Source organism: Sinomonas sp. P47F7 (genome assembly GCF_049332655.1).
In the GTDB taxonomy this organism is placed as follows: Bacteria; Actinomycetota; Actinomycetes; order Actinomycetales; family Micrococcaceae; genus Sinomonas.
On sequence record NZ_CP186327.1, the window covers coordinates 3,795,960 to 3,809,944 of the forward strand.

9 protein-coding genes and 1 pseudogene are annotated in these 13,985 nt (G+C 68.2%); 4 read left to right on the forward strand and 6 right to left on the reverse strand.

Annotated features, from left to right (window positions below; translation table 11 throughout):
• Window positions 1-12: 12 nt before the first annotated feature.
• The 5 genes from ACOKR1_RS17830 to ACOKR1_RS17850 all read right to left on the reverse strand — a co-directional run bounded on the left by ACOKR1_RS17830 (window position 13) and on the right by ACOKR1_RS17850 (window position 5,627).
• A complete protein-coding gene (locus ACOKR1_RS17830) occupies window positions 13-1,092 on the reverse strand; it encodes a Gfo/Idh/MocA family protein (RefSeq protein WP_422934246.1) in 1,080 nt (359 codons plus the stop codon).
• 70 nt (window positions 1,093-1,162) lie between these two features.
• On the reverse strand, window positions 1,163-2,053 hold the full coding sequence (locus ACOKR1_RS17835) for a carbohydrate ABC transporter permease (protein ID WP_422934247.1): 891 nt from the start codon (window positions 2,051-2,053) through the stop codon (window positions 1,163-1,165).
• A 25-nt stretch (window positions 2,054-2,078) separates the two neighbouring features.
• Entirely contained in the window at window positions 2,079-3,020 is a 942-nt protein-coding gene (locus tag ACOKR1_RS17840; protein ID WP_422934248.1) for a carbohydrate ABC transporter permease, read from the reverse strand.
• A 49-nt stretch (window positions 3,021-3,069) separates the two neighbouring features.
• On the reverse strand, window positions 3,070-4,371 hold the full coding sequence (locus ACOKR1_RS17845) for an ABC transporter substrate-binding protein (RefSeq protein WP_422934249.1): 1,302 nt from the start codon (window positions 4,369-4,371) through the stop codon (window positions 3,070-3,072).
• The gene (locus ACOKR1_RS17850; protein ID WP_422934250.1) at window positions 4,368-5,627 is read right to left on the reverse strand and encodes an N-acetylglucosamine-6-phosphate deacetylase; all 1,260 of its coding nucleotides are present in this window, start codon (window positions 5,625-5,627) and stop codon (window positions 4,368-4,370) included. Before ACOKR1_RS17850 ends, ACOKR1_RS17845 begins: the two co-directional genes overlap by 4 nt.
• Before the next feature lie 154 nt (window positions 5,628-5,781).
• Between ACOKR1_RS17850 and ACOKR1_RS17855 the strand changes: the two genes are divergently transcribed.
• The 3 genes and pseudogenes from ACOKR1_RS17855 (at window position 5,782) to mobF (ending at window position 11,321) form a co-directional block, all read left to right on the forward strand.
• Window positions 5,782-6,819, forward strand: coding sequence for a LacI family DNA-binding transcriptional regulator (locus tag ACOKR1_RS17855; RefSeq protein WP_422934251.1), 1,038 nt, complete (start codon window positions 5,782-5,784; stop codon window positions 6,817-6,819).
• 243 nt (window positions 6,820-7,062) lie between these two features.
• Window positions 7,063-7,278, forward strand: a pseudogene (locus ACOKR1_RS17860) (transposase); the annotation flags it as partial.
• Window positions 7,279-7,784: 506 nt separating this feature from the next.
• Window positions 7,785-11,321: a MobF family relaxase gene (gene mobF / locus ACOKR1_RS17865; protein WP_422934252.1), complete on the forward strand. Its 3,537-nt coding sequence runs from the start codon at window positions 7,785-7,787 to the stop codon at window positions 11,319-11,321.
• A 987-nt stretch (window positions 11,322-12,308) separates the two neighbouring features.
• Here mobF and ACOKR1_RS17870 read toward each other — a convergent pair.
• Window positions 12,309-12,533 (reverse strand): hypothetical protein, encoded by a 225-nt coding sequence (locus ACOKR1_RS17870; protein ID WP_415857114.1) that lies wholly within the window; start codon window positions 12,531-12,533, stop codon window positions 12,309-12,311.
• Between the two features lie 151 nt (window positions 12,534-12,684).
• Here ACOKR1_RS17870 and ACOKR1_RS17875 point away from each other — a divergent pair, with 151 nt between their 5' ends.
• Window positions 12,685-13,941, forward strand: a complete 1,257-nt coding sequence (locus ACOKR1_RS17875; RefSeq protein ID WP_422934253.1) for a helix-turn-helix domain-containing protein — start codon at window positions 12,685-12,687, stop codon at window positions 13,939-13,941.
• Window positions 13,942-13,985 lie beyond the last annotated feature (44 nt).

Below are 13,985 nucleotides of genomic sequence, written 5' to 3' on the forward strand. Positions count from 1 at the left end.
GGCTCGTGCGGGTCAGTGGCCGACGGCGGTGACCTTCACCGGCTGGCCAAGCTGGGCAGATTCGTAGATGGCCCGGATCAGGGCCAGGGTCTTCGCGGCCTCGGTGACCGTGACGAGCGGCGGGCGCCCGTGGTCGATCGCGTCGATGAAGTCGTTGAACTGACGGGCGTGGGAGGTGAGGAACCGGTCGGCTTCGTGGATCAGGGATGCGGCCTGGTTCCCGTCGCCTTCAGCACCGTAGGGAAGGTCTGGGGCGTCGCCGCTGGCGGCGTGGTAGTAGGTCAGCACGCCCTCGTCGATGATCGCCGATCCGCGGTCTCCATGCACTTGGATCCGCCGGTTGACGCCCGGGTACGCGGCCGTCGTCCCGTGGATGGTGCCCAGCGCCCCGTTCGCGAATCGGACGACCGCCACCGCGGTGTCTTCCACTTCGATGCGCTGGTGGGCCGCGCATTGGGCCCACGCGTAGACCTCGACGGGGTCGCCGAAGAACCACCGGAACAGGTCGATCACGTGGATGCCCTGATTCATCAGCGCGCCGCCGCCGTCGAGCTCCCACGTCCCCCGCCAGTCCCCCGAGTCGTAGTACTCCTGGCTGCGCCACCACGCCATGGTCGCCGACCCCGAGGTGAGCTTGCCGAAGGCGCCGGACTCCGCCGCCTCACGCACCACGCCGCTGGCCGGCAGGTACCGCATCTGGCTGACAACCATCGCGGTGCGGCCAGAGCGCTTCTCCGCCTGCAGGACGCGCTGGGCGGCCTCCATCGTCACATCGAGGGGCTTTTCCACGATGACGTGCTTGTCGGAGTCCAGCGCAGCCACGGCCTGGTCGGCGTGGAGGCCGCTTGGTGTCCCCAGTGTCACCACGTCGATGTCCTGCCGCGCGAGCGCCTCCTCCAGCGATGTGAGGGCAAGAACGCCGTGCTCGTCTGCGAGTGCGGCTGCCCGGCCCGGCACGTTGTCCACCACCGCTGCCAGTTCGGCGCGGGGCGCCAGCTCTTTCAGTGCGTGCGCGTGGGCCTTGCCGATCTGTCCGCATCCCACCACGGCGAACCGCAGTGGCCGCTCGGTGTTTCCTGGCATCGCTGTCATTTCATCCTTTCAAGGCGGTCGGCCGAGGCCGACATTTACGTGATCTCGGCGGGTCTGCAGACTAACGCCGCTATTTGAGTCCGGTTGTTGCGATCCCCTCCACGAGCAGCCGCTGGAAGGCGACGAAGAACCCGACGACAGGCAGCAGCGAGAGTGTCGACATGGCCAGCAGGCCTGTGTAGTTCGAGGTGCCGCTGACGCCGCCGTCGACGAATGATCTGAGTGCGAGGGAGACAGTGAACTGCGACGGGTCGCTGAGGTAGATCAGGGGCGCAAGGAAATCGTTGTAGGAGAAGATGAAGGTGAAGATCGCGGTCGTTGCCAGCGCAGGCTTGCACAGCGGCAGGATGATGCGGAAGAACAGCCTCCAGTGGCCGCAGCCGTCGATCCGTGCGGCATCGTCCAACTCGCGGGGAATGGTGCGCATGAACTGGACCATCAAGAAGATGAAGAACGAGTCCACGCCGACGAACTTGGGGATGATCAGCGGCGCGAAGGTGTTCAACAGGTCCAGGTAGCGGAAGAGGATGAACTGGGGCACGACCAAAACGTGGTATGGCAGCATGATGGTGCCCAGCATCAGGGCGAACATGAAGCCCCGAAGGGGAAAGGTCATGCGGGCGAAGGCATAGGCGGCCAGGGAGCAGGAGACCAGATTCCCTACGATGCACAGCCCGCAGAGGATGAAGGAGTTCGCGAAGAACTGCCAGAACCCCACGCCGAGGGCGTCCCAGCCGCCCGAATAGCCTGAGAGGTTAGCTCCGCTGCCGGGGAATGGGTTCGCGGTGGAGAAGATCTCGGACGCCGGTTTGAACGAAGAGCCCACTAGCCACAGCAGCGGGTACAGCATCACCAGGCCGCAGGAGGCCAGTACCAGATTCATCAGTGTGCGCCGGGGAAGGCGGGGAGCGGTGCGTCGCAGGTGGACCGTGGTCAGTGACGCCTGGTGCATGGCATTCATCGGGTCATCTCCTATTCGTCGCCTTCTATTCGTCGCCGTAGTAGACCCAGAACCGGGCCGTCGCGAAGAGGACACCGGTGATGGCGGCCACGCCGACCAGGAGCACCCAGGCCATGGCGGAGGCGTAGCCCATCTGCAGATGGCCGAAGCCCACGATGTACAGGTAGAGGGTGTAGAAGAGCGTGCTGTCCACGGGGCCGCCGCTGCCGCCGCTGATGACGAACGACGGTGTGAATGCCTGGAAGGACCCGATCATCTGCAGGATCAGGTTGAAGAACATGATCGGCGTGAGCATAGGCACCGTGATCGACCAGAACTGACGGAGCCGGCCGGCCCCGTCCACCGAGGCCGCGTCGTAGAGGTCCTGCGGGATCTGCCTGAGGGCGGCGAGGAAGATGATCATGGGCGATCCGAACTGCCAGACCTCAAGGATCACGAGGGTGGCAAGGGCCGTCGACGGGCTGGTCAGCCACCCCTGGGTGTCGATGTGGACGAGGGCGAGGAGCTGCTGGACGACCCCGGGCTGACCGAAGAGCTGCCGCCACAGGATGGCGATCGCCACGCTGCCGCCCAGCAGTGACGGCACATAGTAGACAGCCCGGTACACAGCAGTCATCCGCAGACTGCGTTTGAGGACGACCGCGATGAGCAGCGCGAAGCACAGCTTCGCAGGCACCCCGAGGAACACATACTTGAGCGTCACCATGACCGCGGACTGGTAGCGGGAGTCCGTGAGCAGCGCCTCGTAGTTGCGCAGCCCGATCCACCGCGGCGGCGCAAGGAGCTTGTAGTCGGTGAACGACAGGTAGAGCGAGGCCAGCATCGGACCCACTGTGAGGAAGACGAAGCCGACCATCCAGGGAGCCAGGAACGCGTAGCCGGACAGGTCCACCCGCGATCTTGACCGTCGCTTGCGCGGGCGGCTGTCGACGGCCAGTGAGGGCGGGCTCGAGAGTACTCTTGTCATCCCTATCCTCTGTAGGAGAAGTGATCGTGGGACCGAGGCCGCACCGGCATCAGCTGCCTAGGGCGGCCTGGACCTCTTGGACGAGCTTCTGTGCCGCCTCGGAGGGCTTGCTGCTGCCTGTCACGACTGCCTCTGCCGCCCTTCGCAGGGATTCGTCCTGCTTGCTGCCGATCGATGGGGGCGTGGCCGGGGGGCTCAGCGGCTTGATGCCCGGATGGGCGATGGAGAACTTCAAGAGCTGCTTGGTCGCCCCGTCGGCCACCTTGTCGAGCGCTTCAAGCTGAGTCTTGGAGGCAGGAAGCGCCCGGTCCGTCCCCACGATCTGGACGACGGATGCGTCGGCGAACCAGAGCTCGAGGAACGCCTTGACGGCCCCGGAGGCCTTGGTGCTGGCCGAGACGCTCCAGCCGAAGAAGTGGTTGGTCTCGCAACGCCCTGCCGGACCGGTCGGGCAGGCCGCAAGGTCCAGGGCCGCCTTGTTCAGCTGTTGGTACCCTTGGAAACCCACGTTGATGCCCAGCGTCATCGCGGCCTTGCCCTTGGTCAGGGGCGAATCGGTGACAGCTCCGGTCTGGACATAGGTCACGCTGTCGGCCGCCGGTGCGACGGCGCCTCTGGCCCGAAGACCTGTCCAGTACTCGAACCAGGCCGTGACGTCGCCCACGTCGTAGCCGAGCTTGCCGCCGTCCGTGAACAGAGTCTTGCCGCGGCCGACCATCCAGGACTCGAAGGAATTCGAGTCGCTGCTGCAGTCCGCCATGGCGTAGGTGTTGGCTGGCAGCTTGCCCTTGAGCTGCACCGCGAAGTCCGCCCAGTCGTCCCAGCTCGCCGGATCCTTCGGAAGCTCGGTGTTCGCGGCCTTGAGCAGGTCAGCGTTGTAGAAGACGGTGACGTACTGATACCCGAAAGCAAGCCCGTACTGCTTGCCGTTCGCCTGCCCGGTCTTCAGCGCGGCGTCCTGGTAGTCGCCGAGGTTCAGGTTCAGGGTCGAAAGGTCCAGGAGCTGGCCGTTCGCGCCGTATTGGGTCAGACTGCCCGGATTCGTCTGGATCAGGTCCGGCATGGAGCCTGAGGCGGCCAGCGTGCCGAGTTTGTCGAAGTAGTTGCTGAACGCCAGGAACTGTCCTTTGACGCTCATTCCCGGATTCTTCTTCGCGAACAGGTCGAAGACCTGATTGGTCAGCTTCGCCCGGGAGTCCGATCCCCAGTAGAAGGCATTGATCTGCTTGCCCCCGCCCTGCCCGGAGCCGGTGGTGGACCCGGCCCCCGTTCCGGAACAGGCCGAAAGCGCCCACGACGCCATCCCCCCACCCAAGCCGGCGATAAGAGCGCGCCTTGACAGAGTCCTCATTTCAACTCCCCTGTATTGTGTATGAGCGCCACGTCGGCATTCGGCGGGCCTATTTGACTTGAAGCCATTTCGGGCGAGTGGACCCACGAACCTTCGATCATCGTCCGGGTGCAGTTGAACCTCTGGTCGAAGACAGCCAGATCGGCGTCGTATCCCGCTCGCACAGCTCCCTTGCGCTCGGCCAGGCCAAGAACCTTCGCAGGCACGGCGGACATCACCGACACCACCTCGTGGACCGGCCAACCGAGGCGCAGGAGCACCCTGGCCATCCTGTTCATCGACGACGTGCTCCCGGCGAACCTGCCCTGCCCCACCAGGTGCGCCACTCCGCCGCTGACTTCGATGGGGCGGTCCGGGGGACCGTACCGGTAGCCGTCGGGCATCCCGGTCCCGATGCTGCTGTCGGAGACCACGCACAGCCGGGCCTGCGATCCGCCCAGACACCGCCGGGCGATGGTGAGCAGTTCGGGCGGCAGGTGCTTGGCATCCGCGATCACTTCCCCGGTCAACGCATCCGAGGCCAGCGCTAGCTCGATCATGCCGGGGACGCGCTCCCCCTGTGAGCGGCGCAGCACGTTCGCCATGCCGCTCCACAGGTGGGTGATGTGCGTCGCCCCGGCCTCGACTGCGCTCGCGAAGTCCTCACGCTCTGCGCTGCTGTGCCCGACGGCCACGACTACCCCGCCGGCGGCCAGCGCCCGGATCATCGCCACCGCACCCGGCAGCTCGGGAGCGATGGTGACCATCCGCAGCACATCGGCGTAGGCCAGCAGCCGGTCGGCGTCCCCGGGCTGCGGGGTGCGGAGATGAGCCGGATTCGCCGCTCCGCGCGCCTGGTCCTCGGCGCTGAGATACGGTCCTTCCAGGTGCACGCCATGCAGGACGGCTCCGTCGGCCGGGCGCTCGTAACTGCGTACCCACTCCAGCTGGCTCTCCAGATCCCCGAAGGGTGCGGAAGGCAATGAGGCTTGAGCCCGGGTGATGCCGTTGGACGCCAGGAATCGCAGGATCGCGTCGTACGCCTCCGTGTCGCGCTCGGCGAACGATCGCCCCACCGCACCGTGGGTGTGGACGTCGATCAGACCAGGGGCGATGAAACCTCCCCCGACATCCACCCGGGCCACTCGCCCGCTCACCGAATCCGACGGCACAACTCCGGTGATCAGACGGCCTTCGACGACCACGTCGTGCCCGGTCAGCACGCCGTCTTCGGTGATGACTACTCCGTTGTGGAGTGCTGTTGCGGAAGTTCCCATGGGTTCGCCCCTGCTCCCTGCTGGCTCGTCGGCATTGACTGCTTGTGACGATGTTGCTGAGAATTTGCAGCAGATGTCAATAGCTGTTGTAGGATATTTGCATCGCCGCGGTGGTGGCGTCTTCAGACCGGAGCACTGAAGTGAGGGGGCTGATTTGGGCACGCTCAGCGACGTTGCCAAGGAAGCAGGCGTGTCGATTTCGACCGCCTCGCGCGCATTCGCCTCGCCGGGCCTGGTCAATGCGCAGACTCGGGACCGAGTGCAGCAGGCCGCAGCGCGGGTGGGCTACACGCCACCACGGGTTGCCCGGTCCCTTCAGGCCGGATGGACGTCCAAGTTCGGACTCATCGTGCCGGACATCGCCAACCCGTTCTTTCCGCCCGTCATCAAGACCATCCAGGCACGGGCACGCCAGCGAGGCCACGCCGTGGTGCTGGCCGACAGCGACGAGCACCCCGCAGACGAGATCGAGCTCGCAGCAATGATGGCCAAAGAGGTGGACGGGCTGCTGATGGTCTCCCCGCGCGGCCCGAAAGACCAGCTCGAGGAGATCCGCCGAATCGTTCCGACCGTGTTCGTCAACCGGCACGTCCCGCAGGCCCCGGCGGTCCTGATCGACACCGCGGAAGGAATGCAGCACGCGGTCCAGCTCCTGCACGCGCTCGGTCACCGCCACATCGCCTACCTCGCCGGCCCACGAACGTCTTGGGCCAACACACAGCGCCGAGAAGCGGTAGAGGGCGAATGCGGGCGGCTGGGCGTCGAGTTCGCCCAGTTCGGACCCTTCGAGCCGAACCTGCAATCTGGGATCGGCGCCGCCGACATGGTGGCGGGGTCCACGGCCACCGGCGTCATCGCCTACGACGACATGATCGCACTCGGGGTGCTCACCAGGCTCGCCGAACGCGGACTTCAGCCTGGCCGCGACATCAGCGTCATCGGTGTCGACGACAGCCCGATGGCCGCCCTCGCGCATCCCGCCCTGACCACCGTCCGGGTGCCTGGCGCACAAGCAGGCACGGCTGCCGTCGACCTGCTCTGCGACGTCGTCGCCCGCAGTGCCAGCACCCAAGTCATCCGGTTGGACACCACGCTCGTCGTGCGCGGATCGACAGGACCCGCACCGGCGCATGTGTCCCCTACGACAGGCGATCGAGGCCAAGAAAGAAGGGTGAAGCCGGTCTCGCGGTGAGCCAGGCACAAGTGCGCTGAAAGCCTTGGGGTAGGCGGGGGTCAATTTTGTTGCGCGTTCTGCGGCCGCACCGGGATATCGGCCCGGCGGCCTTCGGGCGCGCACCGGGCGGATCGGCACCTCAACCGATAACCCTGCATTTGCCGCTCACCGAGCTACGAGAGAAGGGCGAGTGCGCCGCGGGCGATCGTTGCGATGGACCCCAGGTAGGCAAGGGCGAACATGAGTCGCCGTGCGGCCGTCAATCCGATCCCGCGGGTCAATGCCCGCATACGCAAGGCGGTGAAGGCCCGAGGCCACTTCCCGAACGAGCAGTCGGCGCTCAAGTGCGTCTACCTCGCGGTCATCGCCCTCGACCCGACCGGCAAGGGCCGGGCCCGATGGACCCAACGATGGAAGGACGCCTTGAACGCCTTCGAGATCGCCTTCGACGGCCGGCTTTCCATCGGCCGCCGCTGACCAACAAACAACCCAGTTCCACCGAAAGATTTGCAGACCCTTTCACGAGAGTCAGATGCGCGCCAAGCTGAGCGCCGTCGCCGCTGGACGGCGAGCTTGGAGACCCCGATCCTGAATCTGTCTTCCCTGATCGCGGCTGTCCCTACGACAGGATTCGGGCCGCCAAGGGCCCGCAGCGTGTACCAAGGCCAGAGCCCGTGCGCTCTGTGTGCGAATCAGCCGGTCGAGGCCCGGCGGCTCAACCAGATCGACTGGATGAGCAGCAAGGTCCACCAGCGCTCGCGTGTCCACAAGCGACCAGAACCTGCCTCGCAGCAGGCGGTACTGCACACGGCTGCACCCGCATCTTACCGACCACGGCGAGTCCAGTATCAAGGACCGGCCCGGTAAGTCGCGTGACGCCTCTTGCAGCTCGAGGTCGGCCCCCCGCCTGCGGCGGGGGGCTGTGGCCCACCTCCTTCCTGAGTGCGAAGGGGGCGGCCGGGGTGACGGTCTCGATGCGGGTGATGTCTGCCGGCGATGGGTACAGGTACCTGCTGCGCACGGTCGCGGCCGGGGACGGCGACAGGTCGTTGTCGACGCCGCTGACGCGGTACTACACCGCGGAGGGGACCCCGCCGGGCCGGTGGATGGGCTCGGGCCTGCCCGGGCTCGGCGGCGGTGCGCTCGGCGTTGGCGACCGGGTCTCGGAGGCGCAGCTCCAGCTCCTGGTGGGGATGGGCCGCGACCCGGTCACCGGTGATCCGCTCGGCCTGGCGTACCCGGCCTACAAGACGCTCGCCGAGCGGATCGCCGAGCGCACAGGGGCCCTCGACCCGGGCCTCGGCCCTGCGGCGCGGGGCGAGGCGGTGGCCGCGATCGATGCCGAGGAGGCCGGACGGGGGACGCGGCGGGCGGTTGCGGGGTTCGACTTCACGTTCTCGATCCCGAAGTCCGCCTCCGTGCTGTGGGCGCTCGCCGACGCGGGCACGCAGGAGTTGATCGCGGAGGCGCACCATGCGGCGGTTGCGGGGGCGGTGGCGTTCATGGAACGGGAGGTTGCGGCCACGCGCACGGGTGCAACCGGCCGCGGCGGCGCGGTTGCGCAGGTCGAGGTGACCGGGCTGATCGCGGCAGCGTTCGACCACTACGATTCCCGGGCGGGCGATCCGCACCTTCACACGCACGTCGTGATCAGCAACAAGGTCCAGACGGTGCTCGACGGCAGGTGGCGGAGCTTGGATGGGCGGCCGATGCACGCCGCGGTGGTGGCCCTGTCGGAGCTGCACGAGGCGGTGTTCGCCGACCACCTCACCCGCACCCTCGGGGTCGGGTGGGAGGCGCGCGAGAGGGGCCGGGACCGCAACTCCGCCTGGGCGATCACCGGCGTGCCGGAGCAGCTGGTGGCCGAGTTCTCAACCCGGGCCCGGCACATCGACGCCGAGACGGACCACCTCATCAACGCCTACGTCACCGAGCACGGCCACCGGCCCTCACCGGCGACGATCATGAAGCTCCGCGCCCAGGCCACCCTCTCCACCCGCCCGGAGAAGCAGGTCCGATCGCTCGCGGACCTCACCGCCCAGTGGCGGGACCGCGCCGGCCGGGTCCTCGGGGCGGATGCCGCCTCGTGGGCGCGCACGGTCGCCGCGAACGAGGCGCCCCTGCTCTTGAGCGCCGAGAACATGCCCATGGGGGTGGTCGCTTCGCTCGGGCGGAGTGTGGTGGAGGCGGTCGGGGAGAGGCGCTCGACCTGGCGGCACTGGAACCTGCACGCGGAGGCGGCCCGGAAGACCATGGGCTACCGGTTCGCCACCACCGAGGACCGGGAGGCCGTCGTCGGGCTCGTCGTGGACGCCGCCGAAGCCGCCTCCCTGCGTTTGACCCCGCCCGAGATCGCCGCGAGCCCCGCCGCGTTCCAACGCCCGGACGGGACGACTGTGTTCCGCCCGAAGCACTCGACGGTGTTCTCCTCCGAGCACCTGCTGGCGGCAGAAGACCGCCTCCTTCAGCGCGCCCGCACCGCAACGGGTCCCACCGTGCCGCTGGCGACGGTCGAGCGGATCACGGGCCGGCCCGACCCGGAGGGCCGGATGCTCGGGGCCGACCAGGCGGCGGCCCTGGCCAAGGTCGCCGGCTCCGGCCGGGTGGTCGACGTGCTCGTGGGCCCGGCCGGGGCAGGGAAGACCACGGCCATGAGCGCGCTGCGCCGGGCCTGGGAGGCCGAGCACGGCAAGGGCTCCGTCGTCGGCCTCGCCCCCTCCGCCGCGGCGGCGCAGGTCCTCGCCAGCGACCTCGGCATCGAGACGGAGAACACCGCCAAGTGGTGGGACACCCACCAGCGCACCGGCCAGTCGTTCCGTCAGGGCCAGCTCGTCATCCTCGACGAGGCCAGCCTCGCCGGCACGCTCTCCCTCGACCGCACCACGAACCTGGCCGCCGCGGCGGGGGCGAAGGTGCTCCTGGTCGGCGACTACGCCCAGCTCCAGTCCGTCGACGCCGGCGGAGCGTTCTCACTGCTCGTGCACGACCGCGACGACCCGGCCGAGCTCGCCGACGTCCACCGCTTCACCAACGAATGGGAGAAGGCCGCCACCCTCGAACTGCGGCACGGCCGCACCGAGGCCATCGGGACCTACCTCCAGCACGGGCGCGTCCTGGAGGGGGAGACGGAGGCGATGACGGATGCCGCCTACACCGCCTGGCGGGTGGACCAGCTCGCCGGGCAGGCGACGGTGCTGGTGGCTGACTCCAACGAGGCCGTCACCGCCCTGAACATCCGGGCGCGCACCGAGCTGATCCTCGACGGCACCGTCCACGGCCCCCGCGAAGTCGGACTGCACGACGGCACCCACGCCGCGGCCGGGGACACCGTGATCACCCGCCGCAACGACCGCCGCCTCCGCACCGGCCGCTCCTGGGTCCGCAACGGCGACCGCTGGACCGTCACCAACGTGCACGACGACGGCTCCCTCACACTGCGCCGCATCGGCACGCGGCGCGGCGCCTCCGCCGTGCTGCCAGCCGCCTACACGGCCGAGCACCTCGACCTCGGCTACGCGGTCACCTCCTACCGGGCGCAGGGCATCACCACCGACACCGCCCACGTCCTCGTCGACGCATCCATGACGAGGGAGAACCTGTACGTCGCCATGACCCGCGGCCGCGCATCCAACAGCGCCTACGTCGCCACCGACAAACCCGACACCGCACACCAGGGGCCGCACCCCGGCGACACCGGCGAAACCACCGGCCGGAGCGTCCTGTCCGGGGTCCTGAGGCACGTCGGCGCGGAGCCCTCCGCCCACGAGACGATCACCGCCGAGCAGGAGGCCTGGGGGTCGATCGCCCAGCTCGCCGCCGAGTACGAGACCATCGCCGCGGCCGCCCAGCACGACCGCTGGGCCGCCCTCATCCGCACCTCCGGCCTGGCCGAGGGTCAGGCGGAGGGCGCCATCAGGTCCGACGCGTTCGGACCCCTGACCGCAGAACTGCGCCGGGCCGAGGCCAACCACCACGACGTCCGGACCCTGCTGCCGCGACTGGTCCAGGCACGAGGCTTCGGCGACGCCGACGACACCGCCGCCGTCCTCCACCACCGCATCGCCATGGCGACTGCGCGGCCCGCAGGGTCGGGCCGCACGCGGCAGCGGCCCCGGCTGATCGCCGGCCTGGTGCCCCACGCCGGCGGGCCGATGGACGATGCGACGCGCCGCGCCCTCGACGAACGCGAAAAGCTCATCGAGGCACGCGCCGACGCCGTGCTCGACGCGGCGCTGGATACAAACCCACCCTGGGTGGCGGCCCTCGGCCCCCCGCCGACAGACCGCCTTGGGGCCGGGATCTGGCGGCAGCAGGCCCGGGTCGTCGCCGCATACCGCGACCGCTACGCCATCACCGCAAACACCCCGCTAGGTGGCCCGCCCGAGACGGTGGCACAGAAGACCGACCGGACCCGAGCCCGTGCAGCCCTCGACCGGGCCATGGCGTTGAGCCCGAGCCGCGATCCGCGGCCGGAATCGACGCACCGCCCCAGCCAGGAGCGCTCCAGCCTCGGCCTGTGACCTTCCGGCCGTCGCCAAGCAGATCCGCCTCTTGTCGGGGCGTGTGGCGCCGACGCCCCGGACGGTCACCCCATCGTGTATCGGGAACAGCGAGCTCAGCCCGCCCCGGGCAGGGCCAGAGGCTGCGGTGCCCACGCCAGTGACGACCCTCAGATCGCCCGAACCAGCGGAGGGGACTCATCAAATTCCCATCTCAATGGCCCGGGACGGACCGCCGACGACCGGGTACACTCGGAACAAGCGAACCGCCCGGTTCCCTGTCAGCACAAGGGAATCCGCGAGTTCCCGAGACAACCGGTGAGGACCCGGAATCGCCCGGATCCTCGAAGAGGTCGCAGGTTCAAATCCTGTCATCCCGACCAGAACAGCAAAGAATGGCGCCGAGAGATCGGCGCCTTTTTTGTTGCCGGGACCACCACAAGCCGGGACCACCGCAAGCCCGGGACCGGCAGCGCCGAGCCGCCCAGCCGGACGAATCCCCGGGGCAGCGCCTACGGCTTCACCCCCTCGCTCTCCGACGCCGTCAGGGGCGCTCACCTGCGGTTCATCCGACCCGCGGCATCGGCCTGGCCTGCTCAACGACACGCGCGGCAAGCGGCCACCAAAATACTGTTACCAAACCGTTACAATCGCTCGGAAGAGGGGCCCCCTGCACCGCTCTCGACGTGAACAGCGGGGCGGAACGACGGCCTTCCATCAAATTGCAACACGCCCGCGGAATGAGCCGACATTCCGCAATCGGAGCAGCGCGGACGGGGCGCGACAAAACGCGCCAAAAAAGTCCATAAGAATGTGCTGTGAATTTTATTCGGATCCGAATATCAGCGTGTCGGGACCAAAGGCCCTAGTGGCAAAAGGAAAAGGCCCCGCTCATCCATAGATGAGCGGGGCCCCGACGCGCTTTCGGGATCCGTCAGCCTCTCGACGGCCCCTAGCGGGAGCCTTGCGTTCGCCGCTGCTGCGGCTCCCCGACGGTGTTCAGACTGATCAGAAGGTCGCCGACATCGGATCGGGCCAGTTGCCGATGGCGGTCGCCGTCATCGGGTCAGGCCAGTTACCGATTGCGGTAGCCGACATCGGATCGGGCCAGTTGCCAATCGCCGTGGTCTTCATGGGATCGGGCCAATTGCCGATCGCCGTCGGAGCCACAGAAACGCCTCCCACCGCGAGAGCGCCCACGAGGGCAAGAGAAGCGGTCAACTTCTTCAGCATGTCATGTCCTTAGTTGTAGCGGGTGCATTCGGGCAGAGCGTGCTTTGTCGTGATTGACACCCCAAGTAAAATAACATCTACAGCGGGTGTCAAGCTGCCAGTGTATCGCGTTGCCCTGATACCGGGTGGCGGCTCTGTCTAGGAGGAAGTTGTGGGGAGCGGTTTCGGAGAGAAGCTGCGGGCTGAGCGCCTTGAGCGTGGGCTGACGCAAGCTGAACTCGGCAAGGATCTCTATTCGCCGAGCTATATCTCTCTCCTCGAGACGGGCCGGCGTGAGCCGACGCCGGAGGTCATCCAAGAGCTCGCTCGCCGCCTCGAACTGGCGCCCAAGGCCCTCGAAGCCTGGAGCCAGCCCGTCACCGCCAACGACGCCGAATACGTCCTCGCCGGTCTCTACGCTCGCCAGGCCTGGGACATGCGCGACTACGCGCAGGCCGCGAGCCACGCCGCGACCGCCGCCCAGTTCGCCCTCGAGGGCAAGAACAACAGCGCGTGGTGGAACATGACGTACATGCAGGCCGAGTGCCTCATGAAGCAAGGTCAGCTCGCCGAGTGCCAGCGGATCGTGCAGCACCTGCTCGAGCACCCGATCATCGCCGAATCCGACGGCCTCGCGGTGCGCGCCCATCAGATGCTCGCCGCCGTGTGCCACGGCCTCGGCCAGCTGGGCACCGCCGTCGAACACGCCCGCGAGGCCGTGCGGATCGGCTCGCAGCTGCCCACCGGCTCGACGATCTACATCGGCGCCCTGCGCGCGCTCATCGGGGCGCTCGCCGAGAGCGGCCGCCTCGACGAGGCCTGGGACTACTGCCGGATCCTCGGGAGCCTCGTCGACGAAGACGCGATGGGCCAGCTCGCGGGCGAGGTCGAATGGGTGATCGGCAACGTCGCGTTCATGCGGGCGGACTACGAGGAGGGCGTCAAGCACCACGAGCGGGCGGCCAAGCTCCTCTCCCCCGCGAACGACATCGAGCTCTGGGCCCGCTTCAACAAGGCGTCGGCGGCGGTGCGCCTCTCGGGCGGCATCGTCGAGCCGGAGACGCTCGCGGCGATCGAGCGCGCCGAGCTCGCGCTCTCGATCGTGGGCGGGAGCCGGCCGGAGCAGCTCGAGGTCGCGTTCATCCGCGCGCGCTGGCTCTACCTCAACGGGGAGATCCCCGACGCGATCGAGCGGCTCAAGGAGATCCACGCCGAGAAGAACGTCCTGGGCCGCCACACGGCGGGCGAGGTCGCCCTCCTCTATGGACGCGCGCTCAAGGCGCTCGGCCGCAACGACGAGGCGCTCGAGCTCCTCAAGGACGCCCGCGAGCAGTTCAGCTACGCGGGCGCGTCGGACAAGGTCCAGCAGACCATGGACGCGATCCTCGAGATCCGCCTCGCGGCCCAGCGCGCCACGCACGGCGAGTAGCCCGCCCGCTGGGCTGCCGCCGTCGGCCGCGGCGCCCGCAAACT